This window comes from Streptomyces sp. NPDC053665 (genome assembly GCF_055585285.1).
In genome coordinates this window covers 51,644-69,271 of sequence record NZ_JBVJKK010000008.1, presented here as the reverse complement: position 1 = coordinate 69,271, position 17,628 = coordinate 51,644, and the positions used below count along the sequence as shown (strand labels likewise).

Below are 17,628 nucleotides of genomic sequence, written 5' to 3'. Positions count from 1 at the left end.
CGTCCGTACCCGTGCAAGGAGTCCGTACCCCATGACGTCCACCGTGCCCAACGCCGTCGAGCACGCAGACGCGCAGCAGCCGCCGATCACCATGTTCGGCCCGGACTTCCCGTACGCGTACGACGACTACCTCGCCCACCCGGCCGGACTCGGGCAGATACCCGCGACCGAGCACGGCACCGAGGTCGCGGTCATCGGCGGCGGGCTGTCCGGCATCGTCGCCGCGTACGAGCTGATGAAGATGGGCCTCAAGCCGGTCGTGTACGAGGCCGACCAGATCGGCGGCCGGCTGCGCACCGTCGGCTTCGAGGGGTGCGACGAGTCGCTCACCGCGGAGATGGGCGCCATGCGCTTCCCGCCGTCCTCGACGGCCCTGCAGCACTACATCGACCTCGTGGGCCTGCAGACGCGTCCGTTCCCCAACCCCCTGGCCGAGACGACCCCCTCGACCGTCGTCGACCTCAAGGGCGAGGCGCACTACGCCGAGACCATCGACGACCTGCCGCAGGTCTACCGGGACGTCGCCGAGGCCTGGGGCCGGTGCCTGGAGGAGGGCGCCGACTTCTCCGACATGAACCGCGCCCTGCGCGAGCGGGACGTGCCGCGCATCCGCGAGATCTGGTCCCAGCTCGTCGAGAAGCTCGACAACCAGACCTTCTACGGCTTCCTGTGCGACTCCGAGGCGTTCAAGTCCTTCCGGCACCGGGAGATCTTCGGCCAGGTCGGCTTCGGCACGGGCGGCTGGGACACCGACTTCCCCAACTCCATCCTGGAGATCCTGCGCGTCGTCTACACCGAGGCCGACGACCACCACCGCGGCATCGTGGGCGGCTCCCAGCAGCTGCCGCTGCGCCTGTGGGAGCGCGAGCCGCAGAAGATCGTCCACTGGCCGCTCGGCACCTCGCTGGCGACCCTGCACGAGGGCGGCGAGCCGCGCCCGGCCGTCACCCGGCTGCACCGCACGGCCGGCAACCGGATCACGGTGACGGACGCCCGCGGCGACATCCGCACCTACCAGGCGGCGATCTTCACCGCCCAGTCCTGGATGCTGCTGTCGAAGATCCAGTGCGACGACTCGCTCTTCCCGATCGACCACTGGACCGCGATCGAGCGCACCCACTACATGGAGAGCTCCAAGCTGTTCGTGCCGGTGGACCGCCCGTTCTGGCTGGACAAGGACGAGGAGACCGGCCGGGACGTCATGTCGATGACGCTCACCGACCGCATGACCCGCGGCACCTACCTGCTGGACGACGGCCCCGACAAGCCCGCGGTCATCTGCCTGTCGTACACCTGGTGCGACGACAGCCTGAAGTGGCTGCCGCTGTCCGCGAACGAGCGGATGGAGGTCATGCTGAAGTCCCTCGGCGAGATCTATCCCAAGGTCGACATCAGGAAGCACATCATCGGCAACCCGGTGACGGTCTCCTGGGAGAACGAGCCCTACTTCATGGGCGCGTTCAAGGCCAACCTGCCCGGCCACTACCGCTACCAGCGGCGCCTGTTCACGCACTTCATGCAGGACCGGCTGCCCGAGGACAAGCGCGGCATCTTCCTCGCCGGCGACGACATCTCCTGGACGGCCGGCTGGGCCGAGGGCGCGATCCAGACCGCCCTCAACGCGGTCTGGGGCGTCATGCACCACTTCGGCGGCGAGACCGACCCGACCAACCCGGGCCCCGGCGACCTCTACGACGAGATCGCGCCCGTGGAACTGCCGGAGGACTAGCACCACCGCGCGGGCAGGTCGAGGGGCGTGAGCAGCATGCGCCCCGCGAAGCCCACCGCCGTGTCCAGGCGTTCGGTGAACTCCCCGGCCACGTCGGGGAGTTCGCGCAGGGCCCACAGGGCGCGGGCCGCCGTCCAGGTGGCGTCCCGCGCACGGTCCAGGCTCCAGGAGCCGAGCAGGTGCGTCAGCGGGTCGGCGATCTGGAGGAGGTCGGGGCCCGGCATCAGGTCCTCGCGGATGCGCTCCTCCAGCGAGACGAGAAGATCGCCCACCGCCTCGAACTCGTCCTCCAGCTCGGCCGGGGCGCAGCCGAGCGCACGGCAGGTGTCCACGACGGCCAGCGCGAGGTCGTGGCCGATGTGCGCGTTGATGCCCGCCAGCGCGAACTGCAGGGGCCGCACCCCGGGATGGCGGCGGAACTGGAACAGCGGCCGCCAGCAGGCCGGTGGGCGCCGCTCGTCCAGGGCCGCCTCGACGGCGTCGAGATAGCGCCGCGCGAACCGCACGTCCAGCGTGACCGCCGCGTGCGGGTCGGTGAACCGTCCGGCCTCGACGTGGCGGTCGACCTCCTGCGTCACGGCGAGGTAGACGCGGTTGAAGACCGCCACGCCGTCGCGCGGGTGCAGGGCCGCGTCGAGGGCGCGCATCCGGTGGATCACGGCGTCGACCGGGGTGTCCACGGCTGGGGGGAGTGGTTCGCATCGCGGCATGCGGGCAGAGTCCCAGCTCCGGGCCGGCGGCAGTACCGGCGGGCCCGGCGCTTCCCCGAAACGGGGGAACGCGGCCGGGCGTCACGCGACCTCGGCGGTCTAGGACTTGGCGTCGCCGTAGGAGGAGGTGCCCTCGTCGAGCAGGGGCTGCTGCGTCTTGAGGTGGGCCGGGGCGAAGGCCCGCAGGGCGTGGTAGCCGGTGATCACCACGAGGGTGCCGAGCGCGATGCCGCTCAGCGAGAACGTGTCCGTGAACTTCAGCGACACGTTGCCGACGCCGATGATGATGCCCGCCGCCGCCGGGACGAGGTTCAGCGGATTGCGCAGATCCACCTCGGCGTTGATCCAGATCTGCGCGCCGAGCAGGCCGATCATGCCGTACAGGATGACCGTGATGCCCCCCAGCACCCCGCCCGGGATCGCCGCCACGACCGCGCCGAACTTGGGGCACAGGCCGAACAGCAGGGCGAAGCCGGCGGCGGCCCAGTACGCGGCCGTCGAGTAGACGCGGGTCGCGGCCATCACGCCGATGTTCTCGGAGTAGGTGGTGGTGGGCGGGCCGCCAGCCGCGGTCGACAGCATCGAGCCGACGCCGTCGGCCGCGATCGCCGTGCCCAGCTTGTCGTCCAGCGAGTCGCCGGTCATCTCGCCGACCGCCTTCACGTGCCCGGCGTTCTCGGCGACCAGGGCGATGACGACCGGCAGCGCGACCAGGATCGCCGACCACTCGAAGGACGGGCCGTGCAGGGTCGGCAGTCCGATCCAGTCGGCCTGGCCCACGCCGGACAGGTCCAGCCGCCAGTGGTCGGTGACCTTGCCGCTGCCGTCCGCCGAGTGGATCTTCCCGAAGGCCAGGTCGAAGACCCAGGAGACGGCGTATCCGAAGACCAGCCCGAGGAAGATCGCGATGCGCGACCAGAAGCCGCGCAGACAGACGACCGCGAGGCCGGTGAACAGCATGACCAGCAGCGCCGTCCACTGGTCCTGCGGCCAGTACGTCGACGCGGTCACCGGGGCGAGGTTGAAGCCGATCAGCATGACCACCGCGCCCGTGACGATGGGCGGCATCGCCACGTGGATGATGCGCGCACCGAACCGCCGCACGGCGAGGCCCACCAGGAACAGCGCGCCGCCCACCACGAAGACCGCGCCGGTGACGGTGGCGCTGCTGCCGCCCTGCGCGCGGATCACGGCCGCCACGCCGACGAAGGACAGCGAGCACCCGAGGTAGCTGGGCACCCGGCCGCGGGTGGCCAGCAGGAACACCGCGGTCGCGACGCCCGACATCATGATCGCGAGGTTGGGGTCCAGGCCCATCAGGACCGGGGCCACGAACGACGCCCCGAACATGGCCACCACGTGCTGGGCGCCCAGCCCGGCCGTGCGGGGCCAGGAGAGCCGCTCGTCGGGGCGGACCACGGCGCCGGGCGCCGGTACCTTGCCGTCGCCGTGAACTTTCCAGCGGACGCCGAGATCCATGGTGCGGTTTCGCTTTCGTCGTGCGTGCGAGTGTCCGGACCATTGTCGGGGTGCGCGGGGAGCGGTCGTGACCGGGGCTGACCAGGACGGTCCGTGCCGGTACCGGCCGGTGGGCGCCTGCGGCCGGCTTGACCCGGTGGGGCCGTACCGTGCAGGCCCGCCGGGTCAGGGGCGCGGGTCCGGCACTGCCGTCTCCCGCCGTCCGACCTTGGTCCGCTCACCGGGGCGCAGCACCCCCGCGAACGCCACCAGACCGCACGACAGCGCCGTCACCAGGCAGAACGACACCATCAGGCTGGTCGCCTGGGCCAGCATGCCGATCGCGCTCGGTGCGATGAGCCCCGAGGTGTACGTGATGGTCGCGACGCCGGCGATGGCCAGGCTCGGGTTGGAGTCGCTGCGGCCCGCCGCCGCGAAGCACAGCGGCACGACGACGGCGATGCCCAGCCCCATCAGCGCGAACCCGCCCATCGCCACCGCCGGGTGGTCGGCCACCACGATCAGCAACCCGCCCAGCACGGCGAACACACCGCTCGCCCGCACGGTCCGCACGGCCCCGAAGCGGTCCACGACCCTGTCGCCGGCGATGCGGGCCACCGCCATGGTGAGCGTGAAGCCCGTGGTGCACGCGGCGGCCAGGCCGGCCGAGGTCTCCAGCTGCTCGCGCAGGTACACCGCCGACCAGTCCAGGCTCGCGCCCTCGGCGAACACCGCGCAGAAGCCGATCGCGCCGATGAGCAGGGCGGAACGGGGCGGCAGGGCGAACCGCGGCGGCGGCTCCTCGTCCTCGGCGGGCTGGAGGTCGAGCACCCACTGGCAGGACAGCACACCGGCGGCGGTGAGGACCGCGGCGGCCAGGACGTGGTGCAGCCGGGCGTCCGAACCGAGGTGCGCGGCCAGCGTGCCGGCCGCCGAACCCACCAGGGCACCCGCGCTCCACATGCCGTGCAGGCCGGACATGATGGACCGGCCGAGACGGTTCTCGACCTCGACGCCCAGCGCGTTCATCGCCACGTCGGCCATGCCCGCCGTCGCGCCGTACACGAACAGGGCCAGACACAGCGTCAGCAGGTTCGGGGCGAGGGACGGCAGGACCAGCGCCATCGTCCACAGGGCGATCAGCCCGCGCAGCGCGTTGCGGGCGCCGAAGCGGTGACTGATGCTGCCCGCCAGCGGCATCGCGACCGAGGCGCCCAGGGCGGGGAAGGCGAGCGCGATGCCCAGCTGCCCGGCGCTCACCCCGGCGTGGTCCTGGATCCAGGGCACGCGGGTGGCGAACGAACCGGTGACGGCGCCGTGCACGGCGAAGACCGCGGCCACGGCGTACCGGGACCGCTTCACCTCGCGCAGTTCGTCGACCACGTTGCCCATTCTGCGGTCCCCCTCCGGCTCGCTGCCGTGCTCGTGTCGTGGAGGCGTAAACTATCAGGAACCCTGCCTGATAATAAGAGGGTCTCCGGCGCACCCGGCCGACGGGCGCCGCCGATCTGGGAGGATCCCCGGCATGCCCGCATCCCCGAGCACCGCCCGGGCCATCAACGACCGGCTCGCGCTGCGCCTGCTGCAGCAGGAAGGCCCGTTGACGGCAGGGCAGTTGAAGCAGCTGACCGGCCTGTCCCGGCCGACCGTCGCCGACCTCGTCGAACGCCTCACCGCCGCCGGGCTGATCTCGGTCGTGGGCGAGGCGGGGGAGCAGCGCCGCGGACCCAACGCCAGGGTCTACGGCATCGTCGCCGACCGCGCCCACCTGGCCGCGCTCGACGTCCGCACCGAGGGCGTCGCCGTGACGGTCGCGGACCTGCTCGGGCGGGTCCTGGCCGAGGCCGCGGTGCCCATCGGGGGCGACACGGGGACGGGGCCCGCCGTGGAGCAGGCCGTCTCGCTCGTGGAGCGCGTGGTGAAGGAGGCTGGGGCGGAGCGTCTGCACACCGTCGGGATCGGCGCGCCCGGTCTGATCGACCCGGCCAGTGGCGAACTGCGCGATTCCACCGGGCTGCCGGCGTGGCACCGCCGCCTGGCCGCCGCCCTCCAGGAGCGGCTGCCCGAGACCCGGGTGAGCGTGGAGAACGAGACCAACCTCGCGGCCCTGGCCGAGCAGCGCGACGGCGCCGCCCGGGACCGGGACACCTTCGTGCTGCTCTGGCTGGGCCACGGGACGGGTGCGGCCGTCGTCCTCGACGGAGCCCTGCGCCGCGGTGCCTCCGGCGGCACCGGGGAGATCGGCTTCCTCCCGGTGCCGGGCACCGACGCGCTGCCGTCGTCGACCGACTGCGAGGGCGGCTTCCACTCCCTGGCCTCGTCGGCGGCGGTGGTGCGGCTGGCGGCGGAGCAGGGGGTGCCGCCCGGACCGGGGCGGAAGGAGCCGTCCGCGGAGATGGCGCGGACCGCGGCGGACCTGGTGCGCGCGGCGGTGGAGGACGTACGGCACGAGGGGGGCGAGGCCGGGGGCGCGGTCACGGGGGAGCGGTCGGGTCCGGCCGCCTCCGCGCGGTTCCTCGACGCCCTGGCCGACCGGATCACCGTCGGAGCCGCCTCGGTCGTGGCGGTCCTGGACCCCGGCTGCGTGGTGCTCGGCGGTGAGATCGGCCAGGCCGGCGGCGAGGCGCTCGCGGCCCGCGTGCAGGACCGGCTCGCCCGGATGACACCGCTGCGGACGGAGGTCCGGCCCACCACGCTGGGCGGCGCCGCGGTCCTCCGCGGCGCCCTGCTGACGGCCCGCGACCGCGCCCAGGAGGAACTGTTCACCCCTCGGCGGTGACGTACGGGTCCGCGAGAGGGCTTGGGAAGGCCCGACGGCGGGCAAGGGCCGTCGTCACCGCCGCCGGGCCGGTTCGTGGGGGAGTGCCGACCCTGCGACGACCCTAGAAAGGACTAGACCATTGCGTCAATAGGTGCGGGTCGGCGGGCCCGTCAAGAGCGCTGAGCGGCGCGGGAGTTGCGGTGCCCGTCGCGCGGGGGAAGAGGGCCGGCACGCTCTGTGAGGCAGCCCACACCCTTCACCCCTCTGGACGCCGATCGGGCGTGGCACACTGGCCCTGTATCAACAGCAGCGCACTCCGGGGTCGGTGAAAGTCCGAACCGGCGGTTACAGTCCGCGACCCGATCGCTTCCAGCGACCGGTTGACCAGGTGAAATTCCTGGACCGACGGTTAAAGTCCGGATGGGAGGCAGTGCGCGGCGAGCGGGCATCCGTGCGCGCCGCCCGAGCAGTCCGTCCTGAGGGCGGACTCCGTCCGGCGTCGTCCCCGGTGTTCGTTCGTGTCATCTGTCGTCATCGACAGCCCCGGAGTCCGTGCCCGAAGAGGCAGGAGGACCCGGGAAGTGTTCACCGGAATCGTCGAAGAGCTGGGCGAGGTCACCGCCGTCGAGACCCTCGACGACGCCTGTCGCTTCCGCCTGCGCGGCCCCCTCGTCACCCAAGGCGCCAAGCACGGGGACTCCATCGCCGTCAACGGCGTCTGCCTCACGGTCGTCGACCACGAGGGTGACGAGTTCACGGCCGACGTCATGGCCGAGACCCTCAACCGCTCCAGCCTCGGGGCCCTCCGGCCCGGTTCCCGCGTCAACCTCGAACGCCCCATGGCCGTCGGGGACCGCCTCGGAGGCCACATCGTGCAGGGCCACGTCGACGGCACCGGCGAGATCCTGGAGCGCAGGCCCTCGGAGAACTGGGAGATCGTGAAGATCTCCCTGCCCGCCGACCTCACCCGGTACGTCGTCGAGAAGGGCTCCATCACCGTCGACGGCATCAGCCTCACCGTCGTCGACGCCGCCCCCGACCACTTCACGGTCAGCCTCATCCCGACCACCCTCGACCTGACCACGCTCGGCCACAAGCAGCCCGGCGACCCGGTCAACCTCGAGGTCGACGTCATCGCCAAGTACGTCGAGCGGATGCTCGGCGACCGCGCCCGGGGGGCAGCCGCGTGAACACGCTGAACTCCGAGGCCTTCACCCTCTTCGGCCAGCACATCAAGTGGGCCGACATGATCGGCAACCTCTTCGGCCTCGCCGCCCTCGCGCTCGGCTGGCGGCGCTCCCTCTGGACCTGGCCCGTGCAGTTCCTGGCCGGCCTCATCCTCTTCGGCGCCTTCTTCGGCCACCTCACCGGCAGCGCCGGCAAGCAGGCGGTCGTCATGATCGTCGCCCTGTACGGCTGGTGGCAGTGGCAGCGCGGCAAGGGACAGGGCGAGGACGGCCACATCGCCGTCCGGTTCGCCACCTGGCGCGAACGCGCCGCGATGGCCGCGGCGGCCGCCGCCGGCACGGTCGCGGTGGCGCTGCTGTTCACGGCCTACCCGAAGCTGTCCTGGGACCCCTGGCCGGACGCCTACATCTTCGTCGGCACCGTGGTCGCCATGTACGCCCAGGCCCGCGGCATGGTCGAGTTCTGGTTCGCCTGGCTGCTCGTCGACCTCGTCGGCGTGCCCCTCAACTTCGCCAACGGCTACGCCTTCTCCGGCTTCGTCTACGTCATCTACGGCGCGCTCGTCCTGTGGGGCATGCGCGACTGGTGGCTGCGCTCGCGTCAGGCCGCGCGGCCCACCCTGGAAGGAGCGCCGGCATGAGCACGGCACCGATCCTGTACAGCGCCGACGGCGAGTTCGAGGACCTCGCGCTCGACCCCGTCGAGCAGGCCGTGGCCGACATCGCCGCGGGCCGCCCCGTCGTGGTCGTCGACGACGAGGACCGGGAGAACGAGGGCGACCTCGTCATCGCGGCCGAGAAGGCGACCCCCGAGATCGTCGCCTTCATGATGAGCGAGTGCCGCGGCCTGATCTGCGCCCCCATGGAGGGCGACGAACTGGACCGGCTCGAACTCCCGCAGATGGTCGAGGACAACACCGAGTCGATGAAGACCGCGTTCACGGTCTCCGTCGACGCCTCCGCCGCCCACGGCGTGAGCACCGGCATCTCCGCCGCCGACCGCGCCACCACCCTCCGGCTGCTCGCCGACGGCGTGTCCGGCCCCGGCGACTTCGTCCGCCCCGGCCACATCTTCCCGCTGCGCGCCCGGCCCGGCGGCGTCCTCACCCGCAACGGCCACACCGAGGCCGCCGTCGACCTGGCCCGCCTCGCGGGACTGCGCCCGGCCGGCGCCATCGTCGAGATCGCCGGCGAGGACGGCCGCATGCTGCGCCTGCCCGAGTTGGTTCCCTTCGCCCGCAAGCACGGCCTGACGATCATCTCCATCGAGGACCTGATCGCCTACCGCCGCGACAGCGAGCCCACCGTCCGCCGCGAGGCCACCACCCGGCTGCCCACCGCCCACGGCACCTTCACGGCGCACGGCTACCGCTCCACGGCGGACGGCGTCGAGCACGTCGCCCTGGTGCACGGCGAGATCGGCGACGGCCAGGACGTCCTCGTCCGCGTCCACTCCGAGTGCCTCACCGGCGACGTCTTCGGCTCGGCCCGCTGCGACTGCGGCCCCCAGCTCGACGCCTCCCTGGCCCGCATCCAGGACGAGGGCCGGGGAGTGGTGGTCTACCTGCGCGGACACGAGGGCCGCGGCATCGGCCTGATGTCCAAGCTGCGCGCCTACGAGCTGCAGGAGCGCGGCCGCGACACCCTCGACGCCAACCTCGAACTCGGTCTGCCCGCCGACGCGCGGGACTACGGCGCGGGCGCGCGGATCCTCGCCGACCTCGGCGTGCGCAGCGTCCGGCTGCTGACCAACAACCCGGACAAGACGGACGCGCTCACCCGGCACGGCATCGTCGTCAGGGCGCGCGTGCCGATGCCGGTCAGCGCCGGCGAGCACAACCTCCGCTACCTGCGCACCAAGCGGGACCGGATGGGACACGACCTGCCCTGGCTCGACACGACCACCGTGCCGGCCTGCGGCAACCAGTAACAGAGCACACAGGGAGAGACGTGAGCGGCAAGGGTGCACCGGAACTGTCCGTACGCAACGTGGGGGACCTGCGGGTCGCCGTCGTCGCGGCGCAGTGGCACGAGAAGGTGATGGACGGTCTGGTCGACGGCGCCCTGCGCGCCCTGCACGACCTGGGCATCGACGAACCGACCCTGCTCAGGGTCCCCGGCAGCTGGGAGCTCCCGGTCGTCGCCAAGGTCCTCGCGGGCCGCGGCTACGACGCGATCGTCGCCCTCGGCGTCGTCATCCGCGGCGGCACCCCCCACTTCGACTTCGTGTGCCAGGGCGTGACGCAGGGCCTCACCCAGGTGTCCGTCGACACCGGCGTCCCCGTCGGCTTCGGCGTGCTCACCTGCGACACCGAGGAGCAGGCCCTCGACCGCGCCGGGATCGAGGGCTCCAGCGAGGACAAGGGGCACGAGGCGGTCACGGCCGCGGTGGCCACCGCGGCCACCCTGCGTTCAGTATCCGAACCCTGGCGCTGACGAAGGGCACCTGTGGCATAGGCTGAGCGTCACCATGTCCAAGAAGACGTTCGAGGAGCTGTTCACCGAGCTCCAGCACAAGGCCGCCCACGGCGACCCCGCCTCCTCCCGCACCGCCGAGCTCGTCGGGAAGGGCGTCCACGCCATCGGCAAGAAGGTCGTCGAAGAGGCCGCCGAGGTGTGGATGGCCGCCGAGTACGAGGGCAAGGAGGCGGCCGCCGAGGAGATCTCGCAGCTGCTGTACCACGTCCAGGTGATGATGGTCGCCCGCGGCATCAGCCTCGACGACGTCTACGCCCACCTGTAAGCCGCACCCGTCCCCGCCCGACCCCACACGAAGGAAGCCGACCTCATGCTGCGCATCGCCGTCCCCAACAAGGGTTCCCTCTCAGGACCTGCGGCGGAGATGCTGCATGAGGCCGGCTACCGGCAGCGCCGCGAGTCCAAGGAACTGCGGATCGTCGACCCGGCCAACGACGTCGAGTTCTTCTACCTCCGCCCCCGCGACATCGCGATCTACGTCGCCTCCGGCCAGCTGGACATCGGCCTCACCGGCCGGGACCTGCTGATCGACTCCGGCGCCCAGGCCGAGGAGATCCTCCCCCTCGGCTTCGCCCGCTCCACCTTCCACTACGCCGCCAAGCCCGGCACCATGAGCGGCCTGGCCGACCTGGCCGGCAAGACCGTCGCCACCTCCTACGAGGGGATCGTCGCCGGCCACCTCGCCGAGCACGGCATCGACGCCTCCGTCGTCCACCTCGACGGCGCCGTCGAGACCGCCATCCAGCTCGGCGTCGCCCAGGTCATCGCCGACGTCGTCGAGACCGGCACCTCGCTGCGCAACGCGGGCCTGGAGATCGCCGGCGAGCCGATCATGCAGTCCGAGGCCGTGGTGATCCGCCGCACCGGCGCGGACGCCGACGACCCGAAGGTCCAGCAGTTCCTGCGCCGCCTCCAGGGCGTCCTGGTCGCCCGGACCTACGTGATGATGGACTACGACTGCCGCGTCGAGCAGCTGGAGAAGGCCGTCGCCCTCACCCCGGGCCTGGAGTCGCCGACCGTCTCCCCGCTGCACAACGAGGGCTGGGTCGCCGTCCGGGCCATGGTCCCCGCCAAGGACGCCCAGCGGATCATGGACGACCTGTACGACATCGGCGCCCGGGCCATCCTGACCACGGCCATCCACGCCTGCCGTCTCTGAGGGGCGTACCTCCATGTCCGAGCTTCCCGCCCTCCCGGTCACCTTCCGGCCGGGCAGCACCCGTGCCGTGCTGCTCACCGCCGCCGTGGCGATCTTCGTGGTGATCACCGCCGTCGCGATGCTGCTGAAGCAGCTCAGCCCCGCCGAGCGGCTCAGCTTCGTCGTCACGGCCCTGCTGCTGGACGCCGTCCTGCTGCTCCTGGCGCGGCCCAAGGTCGTCGCCGACGAGGACGGCGTCACCGTGGTGAACCTCACGAACAAGCGCCGGCTGGAGTGGGCCGAGATCCTCCAGGTGACCCTCCGGCCCGGCGACGCGTGGGTGTTCCTCAACCTCAGCGACGGCACCAGCCTGCCCGCCCTCGGCATCCAGCCGGGCCTGGCCCGGCAGCGCGCCATCGCCGACGCGCGGGCCCTGCGGGCGCTGGTCGAGGCCCGCTCCACCGCGGACGGCGAGCCCTTCCGGGGCTGAACCCGAGCAGACCCGGATGATTGTCACGCCGGCCGCCACTGCCGCACCGGCCCGTGTCTTGTTTAACCTGGTGGCGGAGGCGCGACCCACGCGCCTTCGCCCCTGCTGCCCCGACCGGTGCGCAGAGGGCTCCTGCTAACCGAGGAGTGACTCCCTCCGGCGATGGACGGATCGTCCTGCAGTACCTGCGCCGCCCCCAGCCGACATAGCGCGGACCGTGTCCGCGACCGTGCCCGGGCGGCGGCATCATGACCACCCCTCTGCTGCTCCTGGCAGCCGCGTTCCTGCTGATTCTCGCCAACGGATTCTTCGTGGCGGCCGAGTTCGGACTCGTCACGGTCGAACGGCCCGAGGCCGAGAAGGCCGCCGCCGAGGGCGACCGGCGCGCCCACCGCGTCGTCGAATCGCTCAAGGAACTGTCCTTCCAGCTCTCCGGCACCCAGCTCGGCATCACCATCACCTCCCTCGTCGTCGGCATGCTCGCCGAACCGGCGCTGGCCGAGCTGCTGCACGGACCGTTCACCTCCATCGGCATCCCCGAGGGGGCCGTCTCCGGTGTCACGGTCGTCGTCGGCATGCTGCTGGCCTCCGCCGTGCAGATGGTGATCGGCGAACTCCTGCCCAAGAACTGGGCGGTGTCCCGGCCCTTGCAGGTCGCGCGGTTCGTCGCGGGCCCGCAGCATGTCTTCGCCCGGCTGTTCCGCCCGGTCATCGCCGGCCTCAACGCCGTCGCCAACCGGCTCGTGCGCGCCCTGGGCATCGAACCCACCGAGGAGCTGGCCTCCGCCCGCACCCCGGGGGAGCTCGTCTCCCTGGCCCGCCACTCGGCCCGGGCCGGCGCCCTGGAGCAGGACACCGCCGACCTGTTCGTGCGCACCCTGTCCCTGGGCGAGCTGACCGCGCAGCACGTGATGACCCCGCGCGTGAAGGTGAGCGCCCTGCAGTCCTCGGCCACCGCCGAGGACGTCGTCAACCTCACCCGCGCCACCGGCCTGTCCCGCTTCCCCGTCTACCGGGAACGGATCGACGAGGTCGTCGGCATGGTCCACCTCAAGGACGCCCTGGCCGTCGGTGTCCAGGACCGCCTGCGCACCCCCGTCGGCCGCATCGCCCGCCCGGCGCTGCTCGTCCCCGAGACGCTGCCGGTCCGGCCGCTGCTGACCCGGCTGCGCAGCGAGCAGCCCATCGCGGTCGTCGTCGACGAGTACGGCGGCACCGCGGGCGTCGTCACGCTGGAGGACATCGTCGAGGAGATCGTCGGCGAGGTCCGCGACGAGCACGACGGGCACGACCTGCCCGAGCTGGCCTCCGCGCCCCCCGAGGACGGCAGGCCCGCCTGGGACGTCGACGGCAGCTGCCGGGTCGACGTCCTGCGGCGCATCGGCCTCGACGTGCCCGAGGGCCCGTACGAGACGGTCGCGGGCCTGATCGCCGACCTGCTGGGCCGGATCCCGGCCGTCGGCGACAAGGCCGAGCTGCCGGGCTGGCGGCTGTCCGTGCGGCAGGTCGGCCACTACCGCGCCGAGCGGGTGCGGCTGGTCAGGCACGCCCCCGTCGCCGTGGCGGAGGTCGTGCGATGAGCGTGCTGCAACTGGTATTCGCGGGCCTCCTCGTGCTCGCCAACGGCTTCTTCGTCGGCGCCGAGTTCGCGCTCGTCTCCGTACGGCGGAGCCAGATCGAACCGCTCGGCACCGCCCGCTCCCGGCAGGTCCTGCACGGCCTGGAGCGGCTGCCGCAGATGATGGCCGCGGCGCAGTTCGGCATCACGATCTGCTCCCTCACCCTGGGCGCGGTCGCCGAACCGACGGTGGCGCACCTGCTGGAGCCGGTCTTCGCCTGGATCCACCTGCCGCACGCGATGATCCACCCGCTCGGGTACGTCATCGCCCTGGCGACGGTGGTCTTCTTCCACCTCGTCATCGGCGAGATGGTGCCGAAGAACCTGGCCATGGCGGCCCCCGAGAAGGCCGCCCTGTGGCTCAGCCCCGGCCTGGTGTGGTTCGCCCGCTTCTGCAAGCCCATCACCTTCGCCCTCGGCGCGGTGTCGCAGGGGATCCTGCGGCTCTTCCGCGTCGAGCCCAAGGACGAGGTCGAGGCCGTCTTCACCAGCGAGCAGCTCAACCGGCTGGTGGAGGACGCCGGCCAGGCCGGCCTGCTCGACCCGGAGGAGGCCGAGCGCCTGGAGGACGCCCTGGAGCTGGGCTCCCGCCCGGTGACGGACGTCCTGCTGAGGCGCGAGTCCCTGGTCACGGTCAGCCCGTCGGTCACGCCCGGCCGCATCGTCGAGCTGACGGCCCGCACCGGCTACTCGCGGTTCCCGGTCGCCGCGGACACCGGCGCCTTCATGGGCTACCTGCACGTCAAGGACGTCCTCGACCTGGAGGACTCCGACCGGGCCGTGCCGCAGCAGCTGTGGCGGCCCATGACGACCCTGCGGCCGGAACTGCCGCTGGACGACGCCCTGACGGTGATGCGCCGGGCCGCGACCCACCTGGCCCAGGTCGCCGACAGGTCGGGCAGGGTCCTGGGCCTGGTCGCCCTGGAGGACGTGCTGGAACTCCTCGTGGGGGAGGTGCGCGACCCCGCACACCGCCAGGTCCGCGAGGTCCGGCTGACCGAACCCAGGTCGGGCGAGGAGGTCCTGGCCACCTAGGGCCCGGCGTCCCGTGCGGCGTCGGGGCCCCGGCCTCGACGCCGCACGGGGACCGTCACGGTCCGGGCGGGTCCTGCGGCCCCCGCCCGGACAGCACCTCCCCGTACGCCTGCATCAGGTCCGGCAGCCTCAGGGTCGCCAGGTCCTCACGGCCCAGGACACCGGGATACACCGACAGCCGCAGGTCGCGGTACGCGCAGCTCTTCTCGTACAGCGTCCGCAGGAAACGCCCGTTGCCCAGCTCGTCGATCCAGCCCTGGTCCACCACGTGCCCGGCGATGGAGCGCAGTTCGTCGAGGGCCTCCTCGTCCCACACGTCCCCGTTCTCCGCCGCGAGCACCTTGCCGATCTCGGTGAGTTCCAGCGGCCGGTAGGACGGGAAGTCGACGCGGGTGGTGAACCGGGACGACAGCCCGGGGTTCGCGGCGAGCAGGCGGTCCATGCCCTCGGGGTAGCCGGCCAGGATCACCACCAGGTGGTCCCGGTTGTCCTCCGCCCGCTTCAGCAGCACCTGAAGCGCCTCGTCGCCGTAGGCGTCGCCCTTGCCGTAGCCCGAGTTGGACAGCGCGTAGGCCTCGTCGACGAAGAGCACCCCGCCGAGCGCGGAGTCGATCAGCTCGTTGGCCTTCACGGCCGTCTGCCCGAGGTACTCGCCGACCAGATCCGCGCGCTGCGCCTCCACCAGGTGGTCGCCGCCGAGCAGTCCGAGGGCGTAGAAGACCCGGCCCAGGATGCGGGCGACGGTGGTCTTGCCGGTGCCGGAGGGGCCGGAGAAGACGAAGTGGCGTTTCGGCGGCTGCACCGGAAGGCCCTGGCCGGCCCGCAGCCGGGCCATGTTGAGCTGCGCGGACAACGCCTTGACCTGGCGCTTGACCGGCTCCAGACCCACCATGCGCTCGAGCTGCGCCAGGGCCTCCTCCAGCAGGGCGGGATCGGTGGGGCCGGTGGGCAGGGACGGAGCCGGCCCGGTCCGCTCGCGGACCGACGGCCCGGTCACCGGCGGCAGAGGCACGGACAGGGGCGGCTCGGGGTCGGGCAGCCGCAGGTCGCGCCCCTCCGTGCCGAAGAACGCGTCGAACCCGTCCGGCCCGTCCACGCTGTCCTGTCCCGTGCCGGTGAGGGTGATCGCCGCGAAGTCGGCGGACTCGTCGAATCCGTCGCCCTCGGCGATGGCGGCGAGCCGGGCCGAGGTGTCCATGAACGCCGGGTCCACGCGGTGCACGGCCCGGTACAGGGGGAGTGCGGCGGCGCTGCGGCCGGTGCCCTCGTGCGCCCGGGCCAGCCAGTAGCGCAGTTCCTTGCGCTGCGGCTGCTCGCTGCGGCAGCGCATCAGCGCGGCGGACAGCAGCGGTTCGGCCTGGCCGTACATCTCCAGCCTGACCCGCGCCATGCCGCCGAACAAGCCGGCCTCGACGCCGAGCAGGGAGTCGTCCAGGAGCGGGTCGGTGTGACGGACCAGCTGCTCCCAGTCCTTGACCAGGTAGGCGCGGCAGGCGTGCAGGAAGCGGACCTGGTGGTCGGTGTCCACGGGCGGCAGCCCCGCCAGTGCCCGGTCCAGTTCGGGGACGTGCCGGCCGTCCAGCCAGTGGGAGGCGTGCGCGAGCAGCAGATCGCGCGGGCTCTCCAGCACCGGCTGCACCCACCAGCCGAGCCAGTACCAGGAGTTGAGGGCGCGCCGGTAGCGTGCGCGCTGCTCGCCGAAGCGCTCGCGGTGGCGGAACATCCGCAGCAGGGCCGTCGAGGTGTCGACGCGCAGCGCGTGCAGCCCGAGCCAGCCGTCGGCCATCCCCGGGTCCATGCGCACGGCGGCGCGGAACTCCTCCTCGGCCTGCGGATAGGCACCCATCGTGCAGGCGTCCACGCCTCGCAGCCAGGCGAGGTCGGCCGGGGCCTGAGGGCCCCGCGTGCCGAAGTCCATCCCGTCCCCCACGAACCGTGCCCCCGTCGGTATGCCAACGAGCCGTCCCCCGGCCGGCTGCCCACTCGAACCCCTGTGCCACGGACCGGAGTTGCGCCGTGCGAAGCGACCGTCCGCAGGTCGCGACGAGGGCATCGTACCGTCGGGGGACGCGCGTCCGTAGAGGGCCTCGAGGGCGCTTCCGGCGAGGTGGGAGCCGCTGCGCCGGCCGCGCGGACGGTGACCGAGGGTGAGCGTCGAACGCGTCGCGGGGGGACCGGGAACCGGGAGAGGGCAGAACGAAGCCCCCGATCACGGGGGAACAACCGGGGGCTTCGCGTCTGCGGGCGGCCCGCTGGGCCGCACATTGAGAACGTAAGACCTGTACGGCCCCCCGGTCAAGCCGAGTTGAGGCACTCCGGGAAGTTGCCTCGCAGGGCTCTTCACACGTTCAGCACACAGCGGGTGGTCCGTCACCCTCTGTGAAAAACTGGTCCGGTCCAGGTCTTGCCGCGGGCCCCTTGCGTACCTCGTATCCCGTCTCCCGCCCGCGCACCAGGAGGTCGGCGTAGGGCCGCGAGGGGTCCTGGGTGAAATGCTCCTGCTCCGCCGGGACCCACCCGTCCCAGAACGCGCGCTGCTCCTCCCCGTCCCGCGAGCGTCCCCGGGCCCAGGCCTCCTCGCGCGGCACGTCCATCCACAGCAGCAGCGCCAGATGCGGCCGCACGGCACGGCGTCCCGCGCCGACGCCCTCCAGGAGCACCACCGGTGCCGGGGGCAGGGGGCGCACCGGCCCGAAGCGGCGGGCCCGCCAGTCGTAGGGGGCGTAGTGGGCGGTCCGGCCCTGGGCGAGCGGCTCGATCACCTGCCGGTGCAGGCGCTCCGTCCAGGCGAACAGCTCCTCGTGGCTGGCGATGTCGTCCAGGCGCAGGACCGGGGCCCCGCCGAGGGCCGCCGCCACGTGCCCGGCGAACGTGGTCTTCCCGGAGCCGGCGTGCCCGTCGACGCCGACCAGCCGGACCGGGCCGCAGGAGGGGGACAGACGGGCGATCCGGGCGGCCAGGTGCCGGACTTCGGGCCCGGGCGCGGGGCGGGAGGAGGCGTTCATCTCGCGCAGCACTCTAGCG

At 72.5% G+C, this 17,628-nt stretch carries 16 protein-coding genes and 1 riboswitch; of the genes, 11 read left to right on the top strand and 5 right to left on the bottom strand.

Going from position 1 to position 17,628, the window contains the following annotated elements; translation table 11 throughout:
* The first annotated feature begins 31 nt into the window (after positions 1-31).
* Entirely contained in the window at positions 32-1,729 is a 1,698-nt protein-coding gene (locus ACZ6ZN_RS28330) for a flavin monoamine oxidase family protein (protein ID WP_398110733.1), read from the top strand.
* Here the strand turns inward: ACZ6ZN_RS28330 and ACZ6ZN_RS28325 are convergent.
* From ACZ6ZN_RS28325 to ACZ6ZN_RS28315, 3 genes are all read right to left on the bottom strand, one after another.
* Positions 1,726-2,439, bottom strand: a complete 714-nt coding sequence (locus ACZ6ZN_RS28325; protein WP_469650602.1) for a DUF5995 family protein — start codon at positions 2,437-2,439, stop codon at positions 1,726-1,728. The two genes, ACZ6ZN_RS28330 and ACZ6ZN_RS28325, sit on opposite strands and share 4 nt — an antisense overlap.
* Positions 2,440-2,538: 99 nt before the next feature.
* Complete coding sequence (locus ACZ6ZN_RS28320; RefSeq protein ID WP_469650600.1) at positions 2,539-3,918, bottom strand: uracil-xanthine permease family protein; 1,380 nt, start codon at positions 3,916-3,918, stop codon at positions 2,539-2,541.
* A 165-nt stretch (positions 3,919-4,083) separates the two neighbouring features.
* The gene (locus tag ACZ6ZN_RS28315; protein ID WP_469650597.1) at positions 4,084-5,289 is read right to left on the bottom strand and encodes an MFS transporter; all 1,206 of its coding nucleotides are present in this window, start codon (positions 5,287-5,289) and stop codon (positions 4,084-4,086) included.
* A gap of 133 nt (positions 5,290-5,422) precedes the next feature.
* On the opposite strand from ACZ6ZN_RS28315, the gene ACZ6ZN_RS28310 reads away from it, so the two are divergent.
* The 10 genes from ACZ6ZN_RS28310 (at position 5,423) to ACZ6ZN_RS28265 (ending at position 14,604) form a co-directional block, all read left to right on the top strand.
* Positions 5,423-6,676: an ROK family transcriptional regulator gene (locus ACZ6ZN_RS28310; RefSeq protein ID WP_469650594.1), complete on the top strand. Its 1,254-nt coding sequence runs from the start codon at positions 5,423-5,425 to the stop codon at positions 6,674-6,676.
* Positions 6,677-6,965: 289 nt separating this feature from the next.
* A riboswitch (FMN riboswitch) is annotated at positions 6,966-7,096 on the top strand.
* A gap of 143 nt (positions 7,097-7,239) precedes the next feature.
* Positions 7,240-7,848, top strand: a complete 609-nt coding sequence (locus ACZ6ZN_RS28305; RefSeq protein WP_398110738.1) for a riboflavin synthase — start codon at positions 7,240-7,242, stop codon at positions 7,846-7,848.
* Positions 7,845-8,486, top strand: coding sequence for a nicotinamide mononucleotide transporter family protein (locus ACZ6ZN_RS28300; RefSeq protein ID WP_469650591.1), 642 nt, complete (start codon positions 7,845-7,847; stop codon positions 8,484-8,486). The genes ACZ6ZN_RS28305 and ACZ6ZN_RS28300 overlap by 4 nt, the downstream gene beginning before the upstream one ends.
* Entirely contained in the window at positions 8,483-9,775 is a 1,293-nt protein-coding gene (locus ACZ6ZN_RS28295) for a bifunctional 3,4-dihydroxy-2-butanone-4-phosphate synthase/GTP cyclohydrolase II (protein WP_451877249.1), read from the top strand. The genes ACZ6ZN_RS28300 and ACZ6ZN_RS28295 overlap by 4 nt, the downstream gene beginning before the upstream one ends.
* A 20-nt stretch (positions 9,776-9,795) precedes the next feature.
* Complete coding sequence (gene ribH / locus ACZ6ZN_RS28290) at positions 9,796-10,281, top strand: 6,7-dimethyl-8-ribityllumazine synthase (RefSeq protein ID WP_398110741.1); 486 nt, start codon at positions 9,796-9,798, stop codon at positions 10,279-10,281.
* Positions 10,282-10,315: 34 nt separating this feature from the next.
* Positions 10,316-10,588, top strand: a complete 273-nt coding sequence (locus ACZ6ZN_RS28285) for a phosphoribosyl-ATP diphosphatase (RefSeq protein ID WP_028423093.1) — start codon at positions 10,316-10,318, stop codon at positions 10,586-10,588.
* A 45-nt stretch (positions 10,589-10,633) separates the two neighbouring features.
* Positions 10,634-11,482 carry an ATP phosphoribosyltransferase gene (hisG, locus tag ACZ6ZN_RS28280; RefSeq protein ID WP_398110742.1) on the top strand — a complete coding sequence of 283 codons (849 nt, stop codon included), beginning with the start codon at positions 10,634-10,636 and terminating at the stop codon, positions 11,480-11,482.
* Positions 11,483-11,495: 13 nt separating this feature from the next.
* A complete protein-coding gene (locus tag ACZ6ZN_RS28275) occupies positions 11,496-11,951 on the top strand; it encodes a PH domain-containing protein (protein ID WP_398110743.1) in 456 nt (151 codons plus the stop codon).
* A 248-nt stretch (positions 11,952-12,199) separates the two neighbouring features.
* Complete coding sequence (locus tag ACZ6ZN_RS28270) at positions 12,200-13,531, top strand: hemolysin family protein (RefSeq protein ID WP_398110744.1); 1,332 nt, start codon at positions 12,200-12,202, stop codon at positions 13,529-13,531.
* Entirely contained in the window at positions 13,528-14,604 is a 1,077-nt protein-coding gene (locus ACZ6ZN_RS28265) for a hemolysin family protein (protein WP_469650588.1), read from the top strand. The genes ACZ6ZN_RS28270 and ACZ6ZN_RS28265 overlap by 4 nt, the downstream gene beginning before the upstream one ends.
* Before the next feature lie 55 nt (positions 14,605-14,659).
* Here the strand turns inward: ACZ6ZN_RS28265 and ACZ6ZN_RS28260 are convergent, their stop codons facing one another.
* The gene (locus tag ACZ6ZN_RS28260) at positions 14,660-16,522 is read right to left on the bottom strand and encodes an AAA family ATPase (protein WP_398110746.1); all 1,863 of its coding nucleotides are present in this window, start codon (positions 16,520-16,522) and stop codon (positions 14,660-14,662) included.
* 430 nt (positions 16,523-16,952) lie between these two features.
* The gene (locus ACZ6ZN_RS28255) at positions 16,953-17,609 is read right to left on the bottom strand and encodes a uridine kinase family protein (RefSeq protein WP_469650586.1); all 657 of its coding nucleotides are present in this window, start codon (positions 17,607-17,609) and stop codon (positions 16,953-16,955) included.
* Between the last annotated feature and the right edge of the window lie 19 nt (positions 17,610-17,628).

Coding starts and splice junctions, on each gene's coding strand:
- ACZ6ZN_RS28275 (WP_398110743.1), top strand. CDS start 11,496: ATGTCCGAGCTTCCCGCCCTCCCGGTCACCTTCCGGCCGGGCAGCACC.
- ACZ6ZN_RS28265 (WP_469650588.1), top strand. CDS start 13,528: ATGAGCGTGCTGCAACTGGTATTCGCGGGCCTCCTCGTGCTCGCCAAC.
- hisG (WP_398110742.1), top strand. CDS start 10,634: ATGCTGCGCATCGCCGTCCCCAACAAGGGTTCCCTCTCAGGACCTGCG.
- ACZ6ZN_RS28255 (WP_469650586.1), bottom strand. CDS start 17,609: ATGAACGCCTCCTCCCGCCCCGCGCCCGGGCCCGAAGTCCGGCACCTG.
- ACZ6ZN_RS28295 (WP_451877249.1), top strand. CDS start 8,483: ATGAGCACGGCACCGATCCTGTACAGCGCCGACGGCGAGTTCGAGGAC.
- ACZ6ZN_RS28285 (WP_028423093.1), top strand. CDS start 10,316: ATGTCCAAGAAGACGTTCGAGGAGCTGTTCACCGAGCTCCAGCACAAG.
- ACZ6ZN_RS28315 (WP_469650597.1), bottom strand. CDS start 5,289: ATGGGCAACGTGGTCGACGAACTGCGCGAGGTGAAGCGGTCCCGGTAC.
- ACZ6ZN_RS28270 (WP_398110744.1), top strand. CDS start 12,200: ATGACCACCCCTCTGCTGCTCCTGGCAGCCGCGTTCCTGCTGATTCTC.
- ACZ6ZN_RS28325 (WP_469650602.1), bottom strand. CDS start 2,439: ATGCCGCGATGCGAACCACTCCCCCCAGCCGTGGACACCCCGGTCGAC.
- ACZ6ZN_RS28330 (WP_398110733.1), top strand. CDS start 32: ATGACGTCCACCGTGCCCAACGCCGTCGAGCACGCAGACGCGCAGCAG.
- ACZ6ZN_RS28310 (WP_469650594.1), top strand. CDS start 5,423: ATGCCCGCATCCCCGAGCACCGCCCGGGCCATCAACGACCGGCTCGCG.
- ACZ6ZN_RS28260 (WP_398110746.1), bottom strand. CDS start 16,522: ATGGACTTCGGCACGCGGGGCCCTCAGGCCCCGGCCGACCTCGCCTGG.
- ACZ6ZN_RS28320 (WP_469650600.1), bottom strand. CDS start 3,918: ATGGATCTCGGCGTCCGCTGGAAAGTTCACGGCGACGGCAAGGTACCG.